15 protein-coding genes and 8 pseudogenes are annotated in these 24,465 nt (G+C 42.1%); 15 read left to right on the top strand and 8 right to left on the bottom strand.

Translation table 11 applies throughout. The features are described from left to right. The first annotated feature begins 53 nt into the window (after window positions 1-53). From GQR42_RS14430 to GQR42_RS14420, 3 genes are all read left to right on the top strand, one after another. Window positions 54-875: a hypothetical protein gene (locus GQR42_RS14430; protein WP_158200477.1), complete on the top strand. Its 822-nt coding sequence runs from the start codon at window positions 54-56 to the stop codon at window positions 873-875. A gap of 28 nt (window positions 876-903) precedes the next feature. Beyond that, complete coding sequence (locus GQR42_RS14425) at window positions 904-3,294, top strand: SUMF1/EgtB/PvdO family nonheme iron enzyme (protein ID WP_158200476.1); 2,391 nt, start codon at window positions 904-906, stop codon at window positions 3,292-3,294. Window positions 3,295-5,002: 1,708 nt separating this feature from the next. Beyond that, a complete protein-coding gene (locus GQR42_RS14420) occupies window positions 5,003-5,626 on the top strand; it encodes a transposase (protein ID WP_158200475.1) in 624 nt (207 codons plus the stop codon). Between the two features lie 443 nt (window positions 5,627-6,069). Here GQR42_RS14420 and GQR42_RS14415 read toward each other — a convergent pair. After that, window positions 6,070-6,675 (bottom strand): annotated as a pseudogene (locus GQR42_RS14415) (hypothetical protein); the annotation flags it as partial. An 84-nt stretch (window positions 6,676-6,759) separates the two neighbouring features. Here GQR42_RS14415 and GQR42_RS30025 point away from each other — a divergent pair. Next, a pseudogene (locus GQR42_RS30025) lies at window positions 6,760-6,849 on the top strand (Uma2 family endonuclease); the annotation flags it as partial. A gap of 46 nt (window positions 6,850-6,895) precedes the next feature. On the opposite strand, the gene aspS reads toward GQR42_RS30025, so the two are convergent. Continuing rightward, window positions 6,896-8,683 (bottom strand): aspartate--tRNA ligase, encoded by a 1,788-nt coding sequence (gene aspS, locus GQR42_RS14410; RefSeq protein WP_158200474.1) that lies wholly within the window; start codon window positions 8,681-8,683, stop codon window positions 6,896-6,898. A 220-nt stretch (window positions 8,684-8,903) separates the two neighbouring features. Between aspS and GQR42_RS14405 the strand changes: the two genes are divergently transcribed. Next, complete coding sequence (locus GQR42_RS14405) at window positions 8,904-9,686, top strand: aldolase/citrate lyase family protein (RefSeq protein ID WP_158200473.1); 783 nt, start codon at window positions 8,904-8,906, stop codon at window positions 9,684-9,686. Window positions 9,687-9,964: 278 nt separating this feature from the next. Here the strand turns inward: GQR42_RS14405 and GQR42_RS14400 are convergent. Then, a pseudogene (locus GQR42_RS14400) lies at window positions 9,965-10,724 on the bottom strand (ISNCY family transposase); the annotation flags it as partial. 146 nt (window positions 10,725-10,870) lie between these two features. On the opposite strand from GQR42_RS14400, the pseudogene GQR42_RS14395 reads away from it, so the two are divergent. Continuing rightward, window positions 10,871-11,011 (top strand): annotated as a pseudogene (locus GQR42_RS14395) (ISAzo13-like element ISMae28 family transposase); the annotation flags it as partial. A gap of 40 nt (window positions 11,012-11,051) precedes the next feature. On the opposite strand, the pseudogene GQR42_RS14390 reads toward GQR42_RS14395, so the two are convergent. Next, window positions 11,052-12,113: pseudogene (locus GQR42_RS14390) on the bottom strand (ISKra4-like element ISMae42 family transposase). Window positions 12,114-12,195: 82 nt separating this feature from the next. On the opposite strand from GQR42_RS14390, the pseudogene GQR42_RS14385 reads away from it, so the two are divergent. Beyond that, a pseudogene (locus tag GQR42_RS14385) lies at window positions 12,196-13,298 on the top strand (ISAzo13 family transposase); the annotation flags it as partial. Window positions 13,299-13,705: 407 nt separating this feature from the next. On the opposite strand, the gene GQR42_RS14380 reads toward GQR42_RS14385, so the two are convergent. After that, window positions 13,706-16,003 carry a TOMM precursor leader peptide-binding protein gene (locus tag GQR42_RS14380; protein ID WP_158200472.1) on the bottom strand — a complete coding sequence of 766 codons (2,298 nt, stop codon included), beginning with the start codon at window positions 16,001-16,003 and terminating at the stop codon, window positions 13,706-13,708. Window positions 16,004-16,556: 553 nt separating this feature from the next. Here GQR42_RS14380 and GQR42_RS14375 point away from each other — a divergent pair. From GQR42_RS14375 to GQR42_RS14350, 7 genes and pseudogenes are all read left to right on the top strand, one after another. After that, window positions 16,557-16,904: a rubredoxin gene (locus GQR42_RS14375; RefSeq protein ID WP_002757647.1), complete on the top strand. Its 348-nt coding sequence runs from the start codon at window positions 16,557-16,559 to the stop codon at window positions 16,902-16,904. 107 nt (window positions 16,905-17,011) lie between these two features. Continuing rightward, a pseudogene (locus tag GQR42_RS14370) lies at window positions 17,012-17,902 on the top strand (photosynthesis system II assembly factor Ycf48); the annotation flags it as partial. Continuing rightward, entirely contained in the window at window positions 17,853-18,005 is a 153-nt protein-coding gene (locus GQR42_RS28825) for a YCF48-related protein (protein WP_233271017.1), read from the top strand. The pseudogene GQR42_RS14370 and the gene GQR42_RS28825, both read left to right, overlap by 50 nt. Before the next feature lie 78 nt (window positions 18,006-18,083). Further along, window positions 18,084-18,329, top strand: coding sequence for a cytochrome b559 subunit alpha (psbE, locus tag GQR42_RS14365; RefSeq protein WP_002749269.1), 246 nt, complete (start codon window positions 18,084-18,086; stop codon window positions 18,327-18,329). A 25-nt stretch (window positions 18,330-18,354) separates the two neighbouring features. Further along, window positions 18,355-18,489, top strand: a complete 135-nt coding sequence (gene psbF, locus GQR42_RS14360; RefSeq protein ID WP_002736175.1) for a cytochrome b559 subunit beta — start codon at window positions 18,355-18,357, stop codon at window positions 18,487-18,489. Between the two features lie 10 nt (window positions 18,490-18,499). Then, window positions 18,500-18,619 carry a photosystem II reaction center protein L gene (locus GQR42_RS14355; RefSeq protein ID WP_002735805.1) on the top strand — a complete coding sequence of 40 codons (120 nt, stop codon included), beginning with the start codon at window positions 18,500-18,502 and terminating at the stop codon, window positions 18,617-18,619. A 42-nt stretch (window positions 18,620-18,661) separates the two neighbouring features. Beyond that, window positions 18,662-18,781, top strand: coding sequence for a photosystem II reaction center protein J (locus GQR42_RS14350; protein WP_043995402.1), 120 nt, complete (start codon window positions 18,662-18,664; stop codon window positions 18,779-18,781). Window positions 18,782-19,042: 261 nt separating this feature from the next. Here the strand turns inward: GQR42_RS14350 and psbB are convergent, their stop codons facing one another. Continuing rightward, a complete protein-coding gene (gene psbB, locus GQR42_RS14345) occupies window positions 19,043-20,569 on the bottom strand; it encodes a photosystem II chlorophyll-binding protein CP47 (RefSeq protein ID WP_149986009.1) in 1,527 nt (508 codons plus the stop codon). 385 nt (window positions 20,570-20,954) lie between these two features. Beyond that, the gene (locus GQR42_RS14340) at window positions 20,955-21,266 is read right to left on the bottom strand and encodes a hypothetical protein (RefSeq protein WP_002749272.1); all 312 of its coding nucleotides are present in this window, start codon (window positions 21,264-21,266) and stop codon (window positions 20,955-20,957) included. 810 nt (window positions 21,267-22,076) lie between these two features. Between GQR42_RS14340 and GQR42_RS14335 the strand changes: the two are divergent. Then, window positions 22,077-23,291 (top strand): annotated as a pseudogene (locus GQR42_RS14335) (ISL3 family transposase). Between the two features lie 82 nt (window positions 23,292-23,373). Here the strand turns inward: GQR42_RS14335 and GQR42_RS14330 are convergent. Next, on the bottom strand, window positions 23,374-24,453 hold the full coding sequence (locus GQR42_RS14330; RefSeq protein WP_158198637.1) for an IS630 family transposase: 1,080 nt from the start codon (window positions 24,451-24,453) through the stop codon (window positions 23,374-23,376). Window positions 24,454-24,465: the final 12 nt, after the last annotated feature.

Below are 24,465 nucleotides of genomic sequence, written 5' to 3'. Positions count from 1 at the left end.
GATGCCGATTCTCTAGGTTAAAAAATAGCCCCAGTCAAGAAGCGGAGGCAACCATGAATGACCTCTATAGCCAAGGCTTTGCACCAGAAGACTATTCGCTTAACCCTTTAGATAGTGAAGCTTTGGAGTTAGTTTCCCCAGATTTTACGGAGGTGAATCTGCCGGAAACCGAAAGCGGTTGGCAGGAAATGCCGACTCAAGGGGGTTGGAATTGGCAAAATGAGATGATGGTGGATTCTTTCAACTATCAACCTGATGAGTCTTGGCAAGATGTATCCCACTGCCATCAAGATTTCCATTATGAATCGCCAGAAGCTTTAATTAATGATATTCCCCATCAAGAATTAGGGTTTACGGGGTTAGGAAATGTGCATTTGTTGGCAGATTTACAAACGGGTCCAACCTGTGGTTACGAAACCATTGAAAATATTGTCCAGTGTTTCCATCCCGAGATTACGAATAATTTCTCAGACCAACTGCAAATAGACTATCCCGGTCGAGGAGGTGCATTAAATCCTGAAGATTATCAAGAAATTTTGAGTTCTTATGATATCCCCTCCCATTGGGCAAATTTTGACCATCAGGAATTGGCTAATGCTTTAGATGAGAATCGTCCCGTGGTTTTTGTCGGGGATGCCCACGATTTAGACCCGATTTCCTATCCCGATTCTCAATCTTGGCACGCGATTACTTTAACCGATGTTAGCCGAAATCTCGATGGTGACGTTATTGGTTATCGGGGGATTGATTCTAATTTTCCCTATGAGGAAAAGTTTTGGTCTTGTTCGCAAATTGAACAAGCAAATGAGCAGTTGACCGGGGAGGTTTTAATTACCGATAAACCGGCGGAAGCTTGGCCGTTTAAAACTACTTGAGCAAATTTTATCTGGGAGAGGGAATCTTATGACTGCTGAAATGATGGGATTTTATGTTGTTAATGGGGTTGTCAATTTAATTAATAGTCAATTGGCGAGACAAGCGACGGAAAAACTGGAGGATAAGCGACAGGAATTTCAAAAATGGCAACAATTAAATAATCAGGAATTTCAGCGAGAGCAATTTGAAAAACAGAAGCAATTGCAGAAAGAACTTGCTGAACATAACCGTAAAACTCAGTTACAAGTAGCCCTAGAACAACGAAATACTGCCCGTCAAGTTGTTCAAGATCAGAAATTATTTCAAAACTGGCCTCTGAGAATTGTTCCCGATCAAATTTTGAATGCTAATCATGATGAGAATTTACTTTCTCTGAGAGTAATTCCCGCACCTCCCGTTATCGATTTTGATCAATTTGGTGGCAACAATAAAAGTTTTCCTAATATTGAAACTGCTTTGGCGCAAGGATTACGGGAATTTTTTAATCAACATTATTCTTTCCAAAGTACCGAAAGACCGATCGAACTAATTGATGGTGGATGGGATAGTAAACGCTATCATGGCGGTGCGGCTATTATAGGTCTTTTTGCCTTATTAAAATCTGAACCCATGTTAATTTTAGAGTCACAAATTGATGGGGATTATCTTCATCTTAATGTGGGCTATTGGGGAGAAGGACAGCAAAAATATTTTTATCAATCGATTATTTCTAATCTTCCCTATCGAGAAGTTGTCTATGAATCTGTTAAAATTAGAGCAAGACAATGGCGAGAAAAAAGAGAGCAACTGGCAAAACAATTAAATAAATCTTCGGAGGAAATTGATCGGCAATATGGGAGGGATAATGCCTTTAATTTGAAAATTTTACAAGACGAAGAAGCTCTCAAGAGTGCGGGAATCGATGTCAGTGATTTGGCGACTCAACCGTATAAAGTTACGGCTAAGGATTTTGAATATCTCTGTCAGTTTTTAGTCAAATGTCAATCACTGGTAGGCGGTTGGATTGCCGATATTCACTACCTAATTCATCACAATGTCCCGCCCATTTTGCCTAAGCTTATCCCCGATTTAATGCGAGGTATTGATGATCCTAAGTTATTAAAGACTATCGTTTCTGGCTATCGTCAGGTTTATGAGGCTTTAGAAAATGAACGCCCCGCTTGGATGCCTGAATTAGCATTAGATTTAGCTGATAGTTTAACTGCTTTACCTGATAAATCTTGGGCCAAAGAACAGCTGGATTATTCCGTTAAGTCTTGGTTGCGATTGCGGGGGATAAATCCTCCTAATAATTTAGAGCAAGCGATTAAAGCGATGAAATGTGTTGTTACCGCAGCAGATGAAGTGTATTGTAATAAATTACATCACTGTTTGGCAGAACTAGAAAGTCGTCAGCTTGCCACTCAAGTTAAAGGTTTATTGTCAGAACAATTGAGTGCTGAATCTTTTTACCAACGTAGCATTAAATTGCTGAATTCAGGTCAATTGCAAGAAGCTTTATCGAACCTTAATGCTGCGTTGGAACGTTATCCCAATCATTCTCAACTTAACCAACTCCGTCGCCAATTACCTAGTAATGCTCAATTTTTTGATTTTCAAACTGTCACCGTCGATAGTCGAGGGAAAGAAGTCAAACGAGAAAAGAAACAAGCGCAGTATTTTACAGAAAACTTAGGCAATGGTATCACCCTGGAAATGGTCGCTATTCCACCAGGACAATTCAAGATGGGTTCACCCGATGGACAAGGAAGTGATGACGAACGTCCCCAACATCTAGTGACTGTTTCTGCCTTCTTTATGGGCAAATATCCTATCACTCAGGCCCAGTGGAAAGCAGTGGCCTCCCTGCCAAAAATTGAACGTGACCTCAGCTTAAATCCTTCTAACTTCTCTGGCAATAATCGCCCTGTTGAAAAAGTCTCTTGGTACGATGCGGTGGAATTCTGTCAGCGACTCTCGAAAGCGACGGGACGAGACTATCGCCTCCCCTCGGAAGCGCAGTGGGAATATGCCTGTCGTGGGGGAACCACCACTCCCTTCTATTTCGGGGAAACCATCACCCCCGATTTAGCCAACTACGATGGCAATTATATTTATGCTCAAGGCCCTAAAGGTATTTATCGTCAAGAAACCACCCCTGTCGGCAAGTTTCCCCCCAATGCTTTCGGGCTGTACGATATGCACGGCAATGTCTGGGAGTGGTGTGCCGATACCTGGCACAATAATTATGATGGTGCGCCGACGGATGGCAGTGTCTGGATAGAAAATGGTGATGATAATCGTTCTCTATTGCGGGGCGGTTCTTGGTTCGACACTCCGCCTTACTGCCGTTCCGCTTGCCGCTACGACAAGGACCGCCGCGACAACGTCGACAACTACGGTTTTCGGGTGGTGTGCGGTGCTGGGAGGACTCTGTAACCCTTTTTCTCTTTTTTCCCTTTTTACCCTCATTCCCTATTTTTTCTCTTTTCTTTTCTTTCCCGCCCTTAGGCGGGTCGATTTTGTAGGGGCGAACTGCGTTCGCCCGCCGGCAATTATCGGGTTAATCAGGGGATTTGGGCGCACGCGATGCGCCCCTACGGGTTTTGGGGGTGGTTTTTGGGGGGTTTGGGTTTTTTGGGGTATTTGGGGGGATTTGGGGGGATTTGGGCGCACGCGATGCGCCCCTACGGGTTTGGGGGTGGTTTTTGGGGGGTTTGGGTTTTTTGGGGGTATTTGGGGGGATTTGGGCGCACGCGATGCGCCCCTACGGGTTTTGGGGTGGTTTTTGGGGGTTTGGGTATTTGGGGGTATTTGGGGGGATTTGGGCGCACGCGATGCGCCCCTACGGGTTTTGGGGTGGTTTTTGGGGGTTTGGGTTTTTTGGGGTATTTGTGGGGATTTGGGGGGATTTGGGCGCACGCGATGCGCCCCTACGGGTTTGGGGGTGGTTTTTGGGGGTTTGGGTTTTTTGGGGTATTTGGGGGGATTTGGGGGGATTTGGGCGCACGCGATGCGCCCCTACGGGTTTTGGGGTGGTTTTTGGGGGTTTGGGTTTTTTGGGGTATTTGTGGGGATTTGGGGGGATTTGGGCGCACGCGATGCGCCCCTACGGGTTTGGGGGCGGTTTTTGGGGGTTTGGGTTTTTTGGGGTATTTGGGGGGATTTGGGGGGATTTGGGCGCACGCGATGCGCCCCTACGGGTTTGGGGGCGGTTTTTGGGGGTTTGGGTTTTTTGGGGTATTTGGGGGGATTTGGGGGGATTTGGGCGCACGCGATGCGCCCCTACGGGTTTGGGGGTGGTTTTTGGGGGTTTGGGTTTTTTGGGGTATTTGTGGGGATTTGGGCGCACGCGATGCGCCCCTACGGGTTTGGGGGTGGTTTTTGGGGGGTTTGGGTTTTTTGGGGTATTTGTGGGGATTTGGGCGCACGCGATGCGCCCCTACGGGTTTGGGGGTGGTTTTTGGGGGGGTTGGGTTTTTTGGGGTATTTGTGGGGATTTGGGCGCACGCGATGCGCCCCTACGGGTTTGGGGGTGGTTTTTGGGGATTTGGGTTTTTTTGGGGTATTTGGGGGGATTTGGGCGCACGCGATGCGCCCCTACGGGTTTGGGGGTGGTTTTTGGGGGGTTTGGGTTTTTTGGGGTATTTGGGGGTATTTGGGGGGATTTGGGCGCACGCGGTGCGCCCCTACGGGTTTGGGGGTGGTTTTTGGGGGGTTTGGGTTTTTTGGGGTATTTGGGGGTATTTGGGGGGATTTGGGCGCACGCGGTGCGCCCCTACGGGTTTGGGGGTGGTTTTTGGGGGGTTTGGGTTTTTTGGGGTATTTGGGGGGATTTGGGGGGATTTGGGCGCACGCGGTGCGCCCCTACGGGTTTGGGGGTGGTTTTTGGGGATTTGGGTTTTTTTGGGGTATTTGGGGGGATTTGGGCGCACGCGATGCGCCCCTACGGGTTTTGGGGTGGTTTTTGGGGGTTTGGGTTTTTTGGGGCATTTGTGGGGATTTGGGGGGATTTGGGCGCACGCGATGCGCCCCTACGGGTTTGGGGGTGGTTTTTGGGGGGTTTCAGAAAAAATACGTCGGTGTGAATTGCGATCGCTTATGATGGGAATTGATAAGAGGTTTTGTGAGTATTGCGGGAATATATATGACCTTTGATCCTGAAAAACATCATCGTCGTTCTATTCGCCTCAGAAATTATGATTATTCCCAACCTGGAGCATATTTTGTGACTATTTGTACCTACCAAAAACGACCTTGGTTTGGAGAAATCAAAAATGGTCAAATGTACCTTAATCAATTAGGAAAAATTGTTGCTGATGAATGGCTAAAAACCTGCAAAATTCGACCTAATTTTCAATTGGCTGAATGGGTTATTATGCCCAATCATTTCCATGGAATTGTTATAATTAATGATTATTCTGGCGACAATCAGAGTTTGGGCAACGGGCAATCAGCCTCTAGATTTAGGCGCACGCAGTTCGATCAACTCACTGACCACGATGCGCCCCCACAGCAGAAACCGAATTCTTTATCGTCATGTATTGCGGGGTTTAAATCGGCGGTTACTAAACGAATTAATTTGCTTCGACAGAACACAGATACTCCTATCTGGCAACGCAATTATTATGAATCAATTCTTCGAGATGAAAAGTATCTAGCAGTTGTTCGAGAATATATTATTAACAATCCCAAAAACTGGCCAAATGATCGAGATTATCTGCCAATCGATCGACAATCACAAGAATTATATTTAGATTTGTTGTTTTAAGCGAGAACATAAAACAGTAGGGGCGCATCGCGTTCGCCCACAACCAATTATTAGCCCACAACCAATTATTAGCCCACCCCCAATATCGAATTAATCAAAAAATTCAATTTTGTTTATCTGTAGGGGCGAACCGCGTTCGCCCACAACCAATTATTAGCCCAGAGCCAATATCGAATTAATCAAAAAATTCAATTTTGTTCATCTGTAGAACTTATAATGCTATAAGCGGGCAATTTCGGCTATTTATAATCACTATAGCGGTTCTCGCATATGTGAGGTACAGCTTAACCTTTGCTGATTAAGCTTTTTAGGATTAAAAATGTACCTCTTGTGAACAGGAAACGCTATGAATAGATTGATAATCTAACCGAAAAAGGTCGCGGGTGGGGAAAGTGAGAAAGTCTCGTTACTCTCCAGCGATCGCCTAGAGATTGTTGCCCATATTAATTTTTTTGGGGAAATCCCGCCTCATCTTCCAATTTATCGCTGATTTCTGGCAGTTTTAGCAATATTCCAGCGAATAACCAATAGTAAACAGAAACAGGCTCGACGGAGAGAGGATAATAGTAGGGATTATAGCTAATAAAAAGTATATAGTCATTTCAATTAAGATTGAGAATATCAATCCCAGAGTTCATACGGATTTTGTCGGTCTAGACTGTATCAGACTTATCTGAAATGACTATAAAAATCCAGATACAGAGACCCCAATGCTTTAAAGCGGGATTTTTTACTTTTAAATAGGCTTTAAAGGTGAGAATACAGAGAATTGTCACCAGTGCCATAAAAGCGATAAAACCGACGATACCGATTTCGTAGATAAGTTTAGCGTAGTAGGTTTCAATTAGTCTTATCCCCTCTTCCCCCACTATATGACGAGCGCCACTACTGGCTGTGCCTAAACAAAAACCAAAAAGCTGTGCATCTCTGAAGCTCAACTGCATTTGATTGCCTACAAAGTCAATTGGAGACGAATATAGCCAGCGACCGATAAAATTTAGTCCTCTTTCCCGAATAAAGGGAATTAACGTCACCGCGAGCAGAGAAAGTCGATTTTGTAGGGGCGAAATCGACCCATTTGGTCGATTTTTGCTTAACAATTGTCAAGGATTGTTAAGATGCGCTTACCCTGCACTTTTCCCCTAGTTCCCAAAACTAAACTCTAGGAATTTTTAGCCACGGCTAAAGAGGATGAAGTGAGGGCAGAAAAGAATTTAACTTAGTGTCAACAGACTTTTAAAAATTAGGTGGGCAATGCCCACCTTAATCTTAGGATGGCGGTTTGTAGGTAGAAGCAACGCATAATTCTTTTAATTGCTTGGCTGCCACTGTCGAAGGTGCAGAAGTGAGTAAACAACTAGCTTGCTGGGTTTTCGGGAAAGCAATCACATCGCGAATCGATTCTTCTCCTGCTAACAACATCACCAAGCGATCTAAACCGTAGGCGATACCACCGTGGGGAGGGGTTCCGTATTCAAAAGCTTCTAACAAAAAGCCGAATTTATTATAGGCTTCCTCTGGGGATAGACCGATGGTAGCGAAGACTTTTTCCTGTACTTCCCGTTGATAGATCCGCAAACTGCCGCCACCGATTTCAATACCATTAAAAATCATATCGTAGGCTAGGGCGCGAGCCTGGGCTAGATCGTCTAAATCTTCGGGATTGGGGGCAGTAAAGGGGTGATGCAATGCTTCTAGGCGTTTTTCCTCGGCGTTGTATTCAAACATCGGGAAATCCGTCACCCAGAGGAGGTTGATTTTCTCGGGATCAATTAATCCCAATTGTTCCCCTAAAACTAAGCGTAGGCGAGATAGGGATTTATTGACTGTATCGGTATCTCCTGCCCCAAATAAGAGCAGATGGCCTGGTTTTGCGCCAGTCTTCTCGATTAAAGCCTGTTTTTGTGCCTCTGTCAGGTTATCTTTAATTGCACCAATGGTATCAAAATCGTAGTCCTCGCGCACGCGGATGTAGGCGATTCCTTTGGCTCCGGCATCGGTGGCTTCTTTGAATAAATCCCCACCAGGCTTGATTCTGACGTTAGAAATCGCCTCGTTACCGTTGGGAATCGGTAAAACTTTCACCGTCCCACCACTAGCGATCGCCCCTGAAAACACCTTAAATCCCGAATCGGCAAAAATCTCCGCCACATTGACCAATTCCAGGTCAAAACGGGTATCGGGGCGATCGATCCCATAGCGATCCATAGCCTCAGCATAGGTTAAACGGGGCAGGGGCAGGCTTATATCAATATTTTTGACTTTTTTGAAGATATGAGCGATTAAAGCCTCATTCAGGGCTAAAATCTCAGGTAAAGAGAGAAAACTCATCTCCATATCCAACTGAGTAAATTCCGGTTGACGATCAGCGCGCAGATCTTCGTCGCGGAAACAGCGGGCGATTTGATAGTAGCGATCCATTCCTGACACCATTAATAATTGCTTAAATAATTGCGGTGATTGGGGTAAAGCGTACCATTGGCCGGGGTTGACACGGGAAGGAACTAGATAATCCCGCGCCCCTTCGGGAGTCGATCGAGTTAAAATTGGCGTTTCCACTTCGATAAAATGCTGTTCATCTTCGAGAAAACGGCGCATTTCTTTGACAACTTGGTGACGTAGTTGTAAATTCTGACTCATACGCTCCCGGCGTAGGTCTAGATAGCGGTATCGCAAGCGCACATCTTCCCGTACCGATTCACTTTCGGAACTAGAGACGACAAAAGGCAGTTGTTTAGTAACCCCGTTGAGAATCTCGATGCTAGTGGCGTAAATTTCGATTTCTCCTGTGGCAATGCGCGGGTTCAGGGATTCGGGCGGCCTTTGACTGACTGTTCCCGTCACCTTGAGGACATACTCGTTTCTAACGGTTTCAGCGATCGGGTAGGAAGCGGGGGTTCGTTGGGGATCACTGACGATCTGGACAATACCACTGCGATCCCGCAGATCGATAAAAATAACGCCACCGTGATCGCGACGGCGATCGACCCAACCAAAGAGGGTGACACTTTTTTCAATTTCGATCGCGCTAAGGTCGCCACAGTAGTGAGTTCGCATAGTCTAACTAGAGAATTACTTATATTACGAATGTAGTATAGAAAGGATGTGGCCAGAAAAAAATCAGACGGCCTTGCTCATTATGCCAGTATTTTGTCGCTTTTGTCCTCTTGTTTAGGGTATTTTTATGGTCTCCTAGTCCTCAGCTATCGGCTTTTCGCAGATCGGCTATAATCAACAAGGCTCATCTAGCAGTTAGCGATTTTGAAAGATTAAAATCATGAATTCCTTAGAAAAAAAAATGGTGCAACTGTTAAGAGAACTCAGGGAAGATCACCATGTTTCAGGGGTAAAAGCGGAATTCGAGACGGAAGGAACCCGACTGACGGAAGCGATGCGGTTGAAAGAAATTAGTCTGAAAGCGGGGGTAGATTTTAATCTGAAAATCGCCGGTTGCGAAGCGATCAGAGATATCTTTGATGCAGTTAATTTAGGAGTCGATCGCTTGATTGCTCCCATGGTAGAAACAGCCTACGCTTTACAAAAATATCTGCGGGCAGCTAGGAGGGTTTTAGCCGATCAAGGGGTGGAAGATGTGGAGTTATTAGTTAATATCGAAACGATTACTGCCTGTGATAATTTTCAGGAAATGTTGGCGATTCCAGAGATAAAATCTCTCCATGGTATCGTCATCGGACGCATGGATTTAGCCTCTTCTTTGGGATTAACTCGCCGGGATGTCAATAGCGAGCAAGTTTTAGATCTGGCTTTACCTTTGGCAAAAAAAGCTAAGGCTGCCGGTTTGACTGTGGCTATTGGGGGTGGGGTGTCACTAGATTCTTTACCGTTTTTCAAAATGTTCTGCCAAGGACATTTTGACCGCTTCGAGACGCGCAAAGTTATCTTTGATTGTCCCCAAGCTTTGGATAATTTTAGTTTAGCTTGGTCCAAGGCGATCGAGTTTGAATTACTCTGGCTAGAGAATAAAAAAAATTATTATGGTGCTATTGTTCGTGAAGATGACCAGCGTTTAGCAATCCTCCATGATTTACTTTTTGGTTAAAGATATTAGTCCTTCGATCGATCGTGCAAAACCTAAGCAGAGCCAATCAATCTGACAAATAAATAGACAGGTTTTAAGAACTCTGTCCATGAAAAATCGATTTCAACTCATAAATCTGGATAAAATTCTAACAAAATTTTTAGTTTTTTTTATAAATAACTTTCTTTTTCTCCTTCAAGAGATGTGACATTTTCAACTAGAATTTACTTTTTTCAATGGGACATATTCGGTGAGAATAAATAAGAAAAATTCCGACCAATTCTTAAACCAAATAAATTTTAATAGGGTACGAATATCATTAAAGAAAGAAGTCCGAGTTACTAATAGCTCACGAATCTTTTGATAGGTGTAATTAACTAAATCCAAAACGGTATGAAATAAAAAAGCTAGTAAATTCAAAGACAATAAGAACTCGCACAAATGATTCTGACCATGACCAAAGTTATGCTCTAAATTATAACCGTGATTTTTAAGAACGTTATTGCCTTCATTTTCAACTTTCCATCTGCCGCGCCCAGCCTTGACAATTTCTTCGACATTATTTTCCGTGATTTTATGATTAGTTATCCAATTATTTTGGTAGATAGTTTTCTGGGTTTTCTCATTAATAACAGTCACTTCACACCAATTAACTTCGAGACTTGAGTCCCCCTCTCTTAAGGGAACTCTAGAAGCATAACGATAACGATAAATTAGATTTTTTCGTCCATCCCATTGTTTCTTTTCAACGGTCGTAACTTCGCCACTTTTTTCTAAAAATTCTAGCCATTCATATAAAGTTTTATGCGACGTTTCTAAACAAACAAAAATAAAACTATAACCTTGTTTTACCGCTAATTCACAAACAGGTTCGTGAGAATATAAGTCGTCTCCTAAAAGAGTTACAGGATAACCATACTTATTTTTATGATTCTTATTTAACCATCTTTTAACGACCGCATTTTCACAGTCTTGTTTTTGATGCCCATCTTGTTTTTTAATGAATTCTGGCTCTAAATTAATTACTTGTTTTTGCTTAGGAGAAACTACCCTAGGGGACTTCCAAAAAATAAACTATTCATTCTCAAGAATAATAATCATTCTCGGAGTGTGGGAGGTAGGGATCGATGGTTGCCCCCTCCTTCCAATTTTGTAGTAGAATTAATCCTGTACATTATTAATCAAGTTTTTCTTTGTAAGTGTATATGGAATTAACTGATTCCCTCAAGAAATTGCTCAGTGAAACTGCACTTCAATTAAAAGGTGCAGCTAAAAGAAGATTCATGGCGCAAACAGTCTTAGAATTAGGCTATGGGGGACAAACCCTTGCTGCACAGGAGTTAGGGAGCAAGTCAGTTTTGTCAGAACATAAATACTATTCAATAGCTAAAGACTGTTATTTAGGTAAGCACAGCGGTGTTTAAGCACTTGAGGGATATTTTCTTCATTGCACTGGGCTCCAGAAATTTTCAGTCGTCGGTCAATCTGTTTAACCGTGGATTCAACGGCTCCCGAAGCAATAGAGCAAATCTCTTCTTGTTGATAGTAATTATAATTAACAATTCGATGACGATGAATCTCTAAATAACGACAGAAATTTTCAGCTCGTTCGTTTTTTAAAGGAGAGATTAATGCTATTGTTTCCTCAATTTTGCCCTGCCATAATCAACTTTCTGCTTTTTTCAATCTCTTCACTGAACCGCCGACTTTATGAAGATTTTCTACCAAATGAAACCAGTCAAGTATTTCTCTTTTTTCTCCTGGACAATCCCAGTTTTTCACAATTTTCCAAATACCGGGATGTCCGTCTCCCAAACAGGTAAGGGGGTCAGATAAAGGTTGTTGATTAACCCAATATATTAACGATTCATTCTCTCCAAACCAAGCTTTTCTTAGGAAAGTATCAACACAGATTGCTTTATAATCTTTCCAGATACAAGCCTCTCCCTTAGTTTCGGTTCTTAAGCGCACTTTTCCTCCATCTAGACTAATTTCTTGAACGGGGTTTCCTGATTCTTCTTCGGCAAATTGGTGGCGATGGACTAATCGTTGTTGAGTCCTAGCCGAGACCTTCATCCCTGTATAAAATTGAATATCTCTGGCGGCATTTTCATAAGAAACATTGGCACTAGCTCTTAAACAACAGCGTTCTAAGTAAGGACTAATTTGGTTATTACGAGGAATATTTAAACGGATTGCTTGTTTTTCTGTCAGGCATAATTCTCCGATGATGCTTTTTATTTTTCTCGGTCTCCCGGCTTGAGTTCCTGTCGTTTTTGTGACCAAAAAAAATCCTAGTTTCGGAGTTATATATTTTCAGGTCTGTTCTCTTATTGTCGTCTCTATTCCCTCTAAAGTTTGGATTTTTTCAGCCTCAGCTTCCTGATGAAGAATCTTGGCTATCGCTTGAATATGTTGGTTAAGTTCTTGTTGTTGCTCTGGAGTCATTTTTGTCTTTTCCCCACTCTTTTCTCTATCCCATACCCAATTGATGCTTTTGTCAAGTAGTTTATTTGTTCTTCAGCTTTGACTTGCTCCCCAGGAGTTAGGCTGGAATCGAACTACTATTCGTCAAGGAATTAAAGAACTAAAAAGAGGCATTATTTGTGTTGATAATCATTCAGCTAAGGGGCGGAAAAAAGCAGAAGAACATTTACCTTTTCTCTTGGAAAACATCAAAAGTTTAGTGGATTCTCAAAGCCAAACTGACCCAAGTTTTAAAAGCCAAAGGCTTTATGTGAGACTGAGTGCGGCCGAAGTCCGAAAGCAATTAATCTCTAAATATGGGTACAGTGATGAGGATTTACCGAGCGAGGAAACTATTCGGGTTAAATTAAATAACTTAGGTTATCGTCTGAAAAGAGTCGCTAAAGTTTTACCTCAAAAAAAATTCCAGAAACCGAGGCAATCTGTGAGGAATTAGCTAACATTAATCGGGAAGCGGATGAAGACCCTACGATGTTACGTCTTAGTTTAGATGCCAAAGCCCGTGTTAATATTGGACTGTTGGATCGAGGAGGTAAAAATAGAATAACTGTCGAAACAAACGATCATGATTTTAATCCGAAAACAACCCTAACCCCTTACGGAATATTTATTCCAGAATTTGATGAGTTGTTTTTGTATTTCACTACCTCCACAGTCACCAGTGACTTTATTGTTGATATATTAGAGGATTTCTGGGAATCTGAAAAATCTCGTTTTGAGAAAAATAAAACTTTGATAATTAATCAAGATAATGGATCAGAAAATAATTCGAGACGAACTCAGTTCATGAAACGTATAGTTGAGTTTTCCCAAAAATATCAAGTTAATATACGTTTGGCTTACTATCCCCCTTACCATAGTAAATATAATCCTATTGAACGAACCTGGGCTGTGTTAGAAAACCCTTGGAATGGGAGTATTTTAGATGAAATCGAAACCGCTTTGAAATTCGCCCAAACTATGACTTGGAAAGGAAAACACCCGATTGTTAAGTTGATTACTGAAACTTATGAAAAAGGAGTAAAGCTTACTAAAAAAGCCAGGGAAAAAATCGAAGAAAAAATCGAACGTCTCACAGAATCAACGAATCAAGACTTTCCCGATTTGGGGCAATGGTTTATTGATATTTATTATGATAAGACCTAGTTTGTAGTTAACTAAGATGGTTAGCTAAAAACTGTATTTGATTCTTTAACTTGTCCTTGTTATACTCGAAAAAGCTCGGAAGTATAAAAGTTTATGCTGCTATTTTTTCGGAAAAATAGGTTGTAATGGGAGACTCTTTGTTTTCCTAGACAAAAATAATTACTTTTTCAAAAAAACACTTTTCTATTTTTTTGTTGGGTATTTTATTCTCTGGAAGTCCCTTAGTGCGCTACAGGGGCAACACGGGGGCAACCACAGGGGGTTTGCCCCTACAGGTACGTTTAAGTCCAGAATAACTAAGATTCTGGGACTAAATAACGACGAGAGTTAACAAACACAGTGCGATCACCGACGAGTGTAGGTTGGATTGAGGCAACGAAACCCAACACTCTAATAACCCTAAAAATTTACATCCACATGGGAAAAGGATTTAATTCATCTTCGGTTAAAGCTTCTTTTAACCATCCCATGCTAACAGGAACATCATACAATCTTCCTGCCCCTAAACGCTTCCACATATGACGCATTCCGGGGATAATTACCTTAGCTACCCTTAAACCAATATCGGGACGAGTCTGATCTAATACTAACATTTCCATCCCCTTTGACTCAACAATTCGCTGACACAATTTAACATCTTCTAATAAATCATCACTGGCTAATTGTAAATAATCACTGCTTTTTTTCGGTATTATCTTACTATCGGGAACTAAATAAGATTGATTGCTTAACCTTGCGGTTTGCCACCATTTAACCGCCAAAGGATCCGCAGAAGGATTATAAATCGTTGTCCCATCTTCCTTAAAAGATAACACATTCGGTAAGATTTGATTAACCTCCGTTAACGCTCTACTAATGGCAATTTTCGGGTCAAAATGCGCCCCATATCCTAATAAAATATCTTCCACTTCCCGCTCTTTTATCGGACTAATAGCAGCAAAACAAGGGATATTCAAATCACTGGTAATATCTAACACCCATAGCTCCCTATTTAACACCTCATAATATTGCTTTAATTGCTCAAAATATGGCTCATCAAAGCTCTCTAAATTAACGGAATGTTTAACTAATTGATTATACCACCATAAGGCCACACAATCTCGTTCCACTAACTCCATAAATCCTTGTAAAATCGCTTCTTCTATCGTATTTCCTGCGGCGCAGCCATTAGAATCTGCCCAACAATCTAAGGGTTCAGATTGAGAATAACCATAGTAACAATATCCTGTCGGTAAATACTTAAAATCTTGAGCAGTTAAAGACCATACAGGAGTCCAATCAATGATTCTAGTTTCATCAAAAGGTTCAGGCACTTTTTGAAACCATCCTTGATTCTTCGCATTCCATTCTTCTCGATGTTGATATTGTTTTTCACTAAAATTCATACAATTATTCGGATGAATAGCTTTATCTCCTAACGCTTGATAGCTGGCTTTTTCTCTGATTTCATTCCCTTGAAAAACTCCCGAATAGCGCTCAATAGCTTCACAAAATCCACTTGCTTTTGCTTGACTATCTGTACGGCCTTTTCCCGCACTTCTACCTCCAATATTTTGCCGTAAACTGGCTAAATCATCAAACAGGCCGCGAAAATGATGTTTCGCTACATAAGTATGAACTAAAGTATTCCCAGGAATCTTATTTAATTCTCGCACAATTCCCGTAATAGGACTGATAAGATGTTGATAGGTTCTTAGGGTTTCTTCAGGAGAACAAAAACGATGTCCCCCATCACTGGTAAACGCCTTTTTTCGATGTCCTAAAACCACGGGTAAAGGTGTTTTATTTAGAGAATATCCACAACTAGGACAGTTCAGACGTTTAACTAAAATATGCTCTTGAAATTGTAAATTTAAAGTATCATAAGTCATTATTATTCCTTCTAAACGTTGATTTTTACCTTGAATAATCCACTTAAAAATCTCCATAGCCGTCATATTTAAAACCGTCTGTATTGTCGCCGAAGAAAACCCTAAAGGAGAAATTAAAGAAATCTTATTTTCTCTCTGTCTAATGATAAATTCCTCCACGGGACGATTATCTCGTAATCGTTGAGCCAAACAATGCCAACAACCAGTTTTATCGGGATCAAATAAGGGACCAATCCATGCTAGATTTCCCAGGGGATTAACTAATAACCAAGGCTTTTGTGAGACTAAAGCTTGTTGATTAATACTATCTAAATCAGGATGAAGATAATTATCGGTTAAAATAATGGTTAAATCTCCTTCATCTGCGACTTGAACTTGCAAGGAATTCAAAATATTGATCAAATCTTGCTGGGGAATTGAGCCTAGGCTTTTAACCGTAACCTTAAGAGATTGTAATCGTTCAAAAGCTTGGGATAGAGAAACCTGAAGATGATGGCATAAAATTGCTAAATTAGACGGCAATAATTCTTTTTTTTCTAACAAAAACCCTCGTTTATATAACTGAAAAATCGCTTTTTGAATTGCCAGACTATAATTAATAATAACTGCAAACAAATTAGGATTATTGGGATTGATTTCTTGATTTTGTAAAAATTCTAACTGAAGAATATCAATAATTTCATCAAGATTACGTTGACCATCAATTAATCTTACCAAACGATAATAAAGCGGCTCTTGAAAACAGATTGATTCTCGCTCAGATAGAAAAAATACCGTATTTGGTTCTAGGGTTTCAATTGAGTAGGCAGGATTCCAATCAAGCTGGTTGAACACAATTTTTACTCTCTTTTTAGTTAAGGTTGATTATATACCTATAATATAAGGTTGATAGCAGTTATCTTAATGGTGAGCTGCGAAGTTTTCGTTTTCGGGAACAGAGAGGGAGCAGCCCATTTATGCCAAAATATAAAAGCGATCGCTAAAAGTGATTAAATTTATTCAATATGACAGGTGGAGACAAGTAATTTAGCTTCACTCTCGCCTCTAAGAAGAAATTAAGCCGGGGATTTAGTCAATTTAGTCGAGAATAATCGGTTAGAGGTGTGATTTCTCACCTCTGATTTCTTCCCTGCCTAAAATTTCTCAATTTTTCGGAATAAATTTGAGTACCAAAATCAGGGTAAATAATCCAAATATAAACTTAATAAAGTTTTAATAGACATTTAAGCCCTAATAGATTAATCTTACTTTTTTAAAGCCGATATGCTGCCTCGCTAATCCTTTTAAGACTTGAAAACTTGGTATTCTGTCAGGGCTTGCCCGTGAGAGGGGTCAATTTTCAAGGATAATTTGTAACAGAGTGTTGAAAATTCCTTTAATCTTAGTCATGAGCGATCGCCCACCAGAACTAACTCTAGCCGACCAGGCCCCTGCCAACTATGAATGTCGCTCCTGCGGCTATGTTTACGACCCCAGCAAGGGAGATAGTAAAACCAACACTCCCGCTGGAACCCCCTTCGAGGAATTGCCAGAAACGTGGCGCTGTCCCGTGTGTGGTGTGCGTCGTTCCCAATTTATCAACATTGGAGCTAAAGATGCTCCTTCGGGATTCCAAGAAAATCTTAGCTATGGTTTTGGAGTCAACCGTCTCACTCCCGCACAAAAAAATATTTTGATTTTCGGGGCTTTAGCGCTAGGATTTGTTTTCTTTATTAGTTTATATGGTTTAAACTAACTCAAGCACTCATTATCTTTAAATCTAACGGCTCTTATGAGCCTGTAACCCATCGGGTACAAACCTTAATCCGTCCCGATTCCTTGACCAATACCTCTGAACCATTGATGAGAAAACTGAAACAATTCGTAATATTTCTAGCTGTAGCCTTTTTCTGCTTTAGCTGTAGTAGTGTGCCATCCCTGAGCAATAGTCCTTGGCAAATCCTCACCCTCGACACTGACTCCACTTTTGCCGATATCGCCTTTACCGACGACCTGCAGCATGGTTGGTTAGTGGGAACCAAATCTACCCTCTTTGAAACCAGCGATGGGGGGGACAACTGGCAGCAAAAAGTCCTCAACCTTGGCGACGAAAAAGTTAGCTTTAGCGCCGTCAGTTTCCACAACCAAGAGGGTTGGATTGTCGGTAAACCCTCAATTCTTCTCCATAGCGAAGACGGGGGCAGCAGCTGGTCCCGTATCCCCTTAAGTGAAAAATTACCCGGTTCTCCCTACGGAATTATCGCCCTGAACGACAAAACCGCCGAAATGGTCACGGATTTAGGCGCTATCTACCGCACCAAAGACGGGGGCAAAACTTGGCAAGCTTTAGTGGAAGGTGCTGTGGGTGTGGCCCGGACAATTGTTCGTTCCCATGATGGTAAATACGTGGCCGTTTCCGCACGCGGGAACTTTTATTCCACTTGGGAACCGGGGTCAACAGAATGGCAACCCCACAATCGTCTTTCCTCCCGCCGCTTACAAAAAGTCGGTTATGGTGAAAATGGGGAACTGTGGGCCCTGGCCCGGGGTGGTCAACTACAATTTACTAGCCCCAATGATCTCGATACATGGGAAGATAAGGTATTCCCCGAATTTTCCACCAGTTGGGGACTTTTGGACCTCAACTACCGCACCCCCGAAGAAATTTGGGTCGCTGGTGGTAGCGGCAATCTCTTGGTCAGTCATGACAGCGGCCAATCTTGGCAAAAAGAATCGCGCTGTGGAAAGTGTCCCCTCCAATCTCTATCGAATTGTTTTTATCAATTCCGACAAGGGTTTTGTCTTGGGACAAAATGGGGTTTTACTGAAATATAATCCCCCTAGCGAACCGGCCTAAAACTTGTGTCAGGGTCAAGAAAGTCTCTATTATAGAGATTGAATTTTTCAAGTCCTATCATTCCGAGGAGAACCGTCCATGTCAGGTAGTACCGGCGAACGTCCTTTTGGCGATATCGTTACCAGTATTCGTTACTGGATTATCCATAGCATCACCATCCCCATGCTCTTTATCGCAGGTTGGTTATTCGTGAGTACCGGTTTAGCTTACGATGTTTTTGGCACTCCCCGTCCCGATGAGTATTACACTCAAGAGCGTCAAGAATTACCGATCATTAATGATCGCTTTGAGGCCAAAAATCAAATCGAGCAGTTTAATCAGTAGTTTACTTTAATTAAGGATAAAAACAATGGCTAGTGGTAATCCCAATCAACCCATTTCTTACCCCATTTTCACCGTTCGCTGGTTGGCAGTTCATACCTTAGCGGTTCCCACTGTCTTCTTTATCGGTGCAATTGCGGCAATGCAGTTTATTCAACGCTAGGAGAACAATTATGGAAAGAACACCTAATCCGAATCGGCAAGCTGTCGAGTTAAATCGTACTTCTCTTTACCTAGGTTTACTCCTAGTTGCTGTCTTGGGAATTTTATTTTCCAGCTATTTCTTTAACTAATTAGTCCCGATTTATTCTCATCGCAATTAGGAGGTGTTATTCATGTTCGCAGAAGGTCGTATTCCTTTGTGGTTAGTCGCCACCATCGCCGGTCTAGGCGTTATCGCCGTGGTTGGTCTTTTCTTCTACGGAGCTTACGCCGGTTTAGGTTCCTCTATGTAATTCCATATACGGGTAATTTCCCCCAGGCAAAAAGCCGCTAGTTCTTTCTATAACTAGCGGTTTTTTCAGTATTCAGTTTAAAGTAAAGCTCGATCGAACTTTATACTAATACCAAATCCGTTGAGTAACGCACAGAAAACGGGTTTCTCGGAGAAACCCGTTTTCTGCTGATTTAGGATAAATCCGTTTTTAATAGTGTGATTAACAAAAAAAGGAGTCAAAGACTTGACTCCTTTAGTTATATGGATGATTTAGCTAAAACTAAACTTCTTGTTTACGAGTGCTAAGATCACCCAATTTTTGGAATAAACCGAATTCCACTTGTTCTTCCAGATCGGGATCTACCCCAGCGAATACGTCGCGGTAGATGGTACGAGAACCGTGCCAGATGTGACCGAAGAAGAATAGTAAAGCAAAGACAGCATGACCGAAAGTAAACCAACCTCTCGGAGAAGTGCGGAATACCCCGTCAGACTTCAGGGTTTCAGTGTCAAACTCAAAAGCTTCACCGAGTTGCGCTTTACGGGCAAATTTCTTCACATCAGCAGGATCGCTGAAGACCTGACCATCGAGAGCGCCACCGTAGAAAGAAACGGTAACACCACTTTGTTCGATACTCAGTTTCGATTCCGCACGACGGAAAGGAATATCAGCGCGAACGATACCTTCCGAGTCAGTCAGGACAACGGGGAAGGTTTCAAAGAAGTTAGGCATCCGACGCACGCTAAGGACGCGACCTTCGCCATCTTTGAACACAGGGTGTCCTAACCAAGATTTAGCGATACCGTCACCGCTATCCATGGCACCAGTACGGAATAAACCACCTTTAGCGGGGCTATTACCGACATAATCATAGAAAGCCAGTTTTTCGGGGATTGCTTGGTAAGCTTCGGCGATGGTGGCCCCATTGGCGATGCTGGCCTCGACGCGACGCTCAATTTCTTCTTGGAAATAGCCCTTATCCCATTGGTAACGGGTCGGGCCAAAGAGTTCGATCGGCGTGGTAGCATTACCGTACCACATGGTTCCAGCCACGACGAAAGCGGCAAAGAAAACGGCCGCGATACTGCTAGAAAGCACCGTTTCGATATTACCCATTCTCAGGGCTTTATAGAGTCTTTCGGGGGGACGAACGGTTAAATGGAATAAACCGGCGATAATCCCGACGATACCCGCAGCAATGTGGTGAGCTACCACACCCCCGGGGTTAAAGGGGTTAAAACCAGCAGGTCCCCATTCGGGAGCTACGGGCTGCACATGACCGGTTAAACCGTAGGCATCGGAAACCCACATCCCGGGACCCCAAAGGCCTGTTTGATGGAAAGCACCGAAACCAAAGCAAAGTAAACCGGATAAGAACAGGTGAATACCGAACATTTTCGGCAAATCGAGGGCAGATTCGCCCGTGCGGGGATCGATAAATAATTCTAAATCCCAGAAAACCCAGTGCCAAACCGCCGCTAGGAATAGCAGACCGGATAAGACGATGTGAGCGGCGGCAACGCCTTCAAAAGACCAGAAACCGGGGTCAACACCAGTTTCGCCGGTGACGCTCCAGCCACCCCAAGAACCGGTGACACCTAAACGGGCCATGAAGGGCAGCACGAACATTCCTTGCCGCCACATCGGGTTTAATACGGGGTCACTGGGGTCAAAAATAGCCAGCTCATAGAGGGCCATGGAGCCAGCCCAACCCGCTACCAGTGCGGTGTGCATCAGGTGAACGGAAATTAAACGGCCCGGGTCGTTGAGAACGACTGTGTGTACTCGATACCAAGGTAGTCCCATTGACTACGCTCCTCCTATTGACAATTTAGTGTCCACTTAGACGCTTTTTATATTCAGGGTCAAAATATAAGCCCAACAATCTCGACGGTTAAGTGCAAGAGTTAGCCGACCTACATTATCCCTTGAAAAGTGTATCTATTCTAAAGAAGTGTAACTATTGTTAGAACAGATTTCAAGTCTTTGCGATCGGTCTTCCGCCAGAATAGTCCAGATCAGGGTGTGGGGTGTGGGGTGTGGGGAGCTTTTTTCAGTGATCAGTAAACAGTAATCAGTAATCAGTGAAAAGACAGCACTGTTAATGCTATTTAATGCTCCTCACTTAATACCACTCACTGAAAACTCACATCTGATAACTGATCAGTAATCACTGATCACTGATCACTGATTACTTCCTCAGCAATTCTTCGGCATTTTGCAGGATTTCGAGGACTTGTTCGGCACTAATCAAGCGTTTTAGCACCACTTGCCCGATGGTGGGGACAGTATCGGCAATTTCGGCACTCTTGGGGGCAACTTCTACCATAATCACGGCTTCTTCCACCTTATAAAGCCATAAAACCTGTTCTCCCTCTAAAATACCGATATTTAATCTCTCTATCTGCGGTGGTCGTCGCCAACTACTCGCATGATCCCATAAACCGCCAAATTCCCACACTCGTCCTATTGTCCAACCTGCCGTTAAGAAAAAATATTTCACTTTGTTACTCAATCTAGAATCAATCTCTAGCTTTCTGGCTTAATTAGTTTTCAGCCGTCAAATTTTATCAGCTTTTTAGCCATCAGCCATCAGCCGCTACTCCGTCAAGCTTCCCTTCCTCCTTTTCCCCCCGCAACGCGCACGAAGTGGTCTCCACACTTCCCACTTCCCACATCCCTCTCCCCACTCCTGTCTCCTATCTCCTAGGACGGCTAATATACTTTGCACGGCTATAACTTGCATTTTTTACTCAAAGACAACAATTATAGTTCGCCAATTCAAAAATGAAACGCACGACTCCTCAAGAGTTGACAGAGAAAGGCTCATCAGGTACTGTCTGATCAATACAACAACAAATCAAACCCAAAAACGAAGCCCTAGACATCTTAACATAGAACAAAGAAACTTGCTCTACCAACTTTTCGGAATTTTTGGGTTAGAAGTATGTTGTCTTGGCATCTTGTCTGTTGATTTAGCATAAAGAGCAACGAAGAGCCAAAACTCATAAGTAGGGAGGCACAATTATTTGTAGGATGGGTTAGCGCACTTCGTAACCGATGCGGGCGTTGGGTTTCATGCTTCAACCGTTCGGCAAAAGCTCACGGCCGAAGCCCAACCTACGTTCATCTGGCTCTTCGGTAATTGTTATGCAAATAATTAACTTAAAATAAAATTCGATGAGAGTGCCTACGCCTAAAAGTAGCTGAAATCTATACAGGGAGACACTTACGGCACAAATAGGTTAATACCAAAAGATAGACAATTGAGTTAAGATTTGATATAATAGCCAAAAACCCGAGTATTTTACTTATGATGCTTGACAAATTTTTGAACCTAAAAGGAACGTCTATTCAAGGCTATCTACACCTAGAAAATATCGGTATAGTTTGCCGAATCGAATCGAAAAATCAAAAAGCCACCTGTCCTCATTGTGGGTTAGAGAGCGATAAACTACACCAAAATCATCGACATTTAGTCAAAGATTTACCAATCTCAGGACAACCAGTGTACCTACAAGTTAATCGTCGTCAATTTAAGTGCAATAATTGTCGAAAACCCTTTAGTGAAGAGTTAGATTTTGTCGCCAAGAAACGAACCTATACGAAAAGACTAGCCGAGAATATACTCGAACAATTAAAAGAAGGAGATATTTTAAATGTTAGCCGAAGAAATGACGTAACGGAAGAAGAGATTCAAAGAATGATAGAGGACATAGCTGAAGAAATTACAGAGACAGACCTATCGAAATTAAAAAGACTAGGAATTGACGAAATCGCTCTAGTCAAAGGACAAAAAAATTATTGTGCGGTTTTAGTAAATTTAGATACGGGAAAACTAATAGCTATTCTAGAGAAGCGAACACAAGAAGAATTGAGGGAAACGCTTACGGGATGGGGAAAAGAGGTGTTAGAGCAAATTGAAGAAGTCAGCATAGACCTTTGGTTGCCCTATAAAAATTTGGTGAAAGAATTGATACCATCGGCCGAGGTAGTCGCCGATAGATTCCATGTAATGAAACAAATTAATCAAGAGTTAGACGAACAGAGAAGAGCAGAAAAAAGAGCGGTAGAAGCGCAGAAAAATAAAAAACAGAAAGCGGAAAAAGAAGCGAAGCTAGAAGTTTTAAAGCGAAGTAAATATAGTCGGTTAAAAAATGAAGAAAATTTAACGGAACCCCAAAAACTCAAACTAGAAGCTATCAAAGAAAATTGACCAAGTTTGAAAAAGATGCAGGAATTAAAGGAAGAATTTAGAAAGATTTATGAAACCTCAGAGAATCCGACAGAGGGAATGCTATCTATCTCAGAATGGTTGGCAAAATCCTCCAGTGTTTTTACCAAGAGTTGTCAAACAATCCGAAACTGGTTTGGAGAAATCATTAGTTATTTCGAGCAAAGGACAACGAATGGGGTGGTCGAGGGAATCAATAATAAACTTAAACTAATAAAACGGAGAGGCTATGGCTTTAGAAACTTTCGGAATTTTTGGGTTAGAAGTATGTTATCTTGGCATCTTGTATGTTGATTTAGCATAAAGAGTAACGAAGAGCCGTTCATCTTATATTTAATTCCACCCACCCACTTATCTGATAACTGATATAGCGCACCTAAATGAATTGTGAAAAAGCATCGTATTTCTTAAGGTTAGGAAAATTAAATAATTGAAATTTGGCAAAAAACTCGAACAAGCGTTTAACCACTCGAAAATTTTTGGCCAACCAATAAAATCTTCTCAAAAGATTTTTTAACTGTAGCCAAATTGCTTCTACTGGATTTTCTTCGGGAGCGTATCGGGCAAATTTATGACAGGTAATCTGCCAATCTTCTGGGGATAAACCCTGATTTTGTTCAGTAAGGAATTTGATCATCTCTTCTCCCGAATGATAGGAAGCTCCATCCCAAATAATCAGTATTTTTCGCCCAGGGTTGCTTTGAATTAGTTTTTTCAAAAAATCTACTGTATTCTCTCCATTTCCTGCTTTGTAAGGAGCTAAAATAAATTCTTTTTCCACTAAATTTAAAGCTCCATAATAAGTTTGTCTCTCTTTTTCATTCTTAATTTTTACCAAAGTTCTTTCGGGTAACTCTGAGGGATTTTGACCTTCTTTTAGTCTTTCTTTAATAAAGTTCCAGAGATGACCTAGAACATCTTTCCAGACCAAATGACATTCATCAAGCAAGTACACCGCAAGCTTTCCCGACTGAATCTCCTCTTTTTTGCTCTCCAATAATTGACTGATTTCTTCATTCTTTTTTTTTACCTCTTCTGCATCTTTTTTCGGGTTTACTTGTTCCGCCTTTGGCCAGCTAATTCTCGCTTCTTTTAGCAATTGGTAGTAGCTCTGTCTCGATTTAAACACAACCTCATAAGTTTCTAGTACATAAGTTTCTAGCTCCCAAATATCCCAGTGACTCTGGTTGATAATCCATTGAATTAATTCTTGTTTTTCCTCGGCATTTAGATAGGGTCTCGAACCTTTATACTTCAAGATAATCCCCTCAATTCCTGCTGAAATAAATTCCTTTTTCCATTTAGCAATGAATCCGGGGGTCACTCCAATAATTTCTTGAATTGCTCTATAAGCGTATCCCGACAAAGCCAGCTTAACCCCTAAGGCTCTTTTCAGTTCCCGGGAATCGGGATTAGTTTTGATGAACTCTTCGAGAATTTGAAGTTCTGCTTCCATTTGATTCTCCAA

The organism is Microcystis aeruginosa FD4 (assembly GCF_009792235.1).
Taxonomy (GTDB): domain Bacteria; phylum Cyanobacteriota; class Cyanobacteriia; order Cyanobacteriales; family Microcystaceae; genus Microcystis; species Microcystis viridis.
This window is presented reverse-complemented; position numbering and strand designations above follow the sequence as displayed.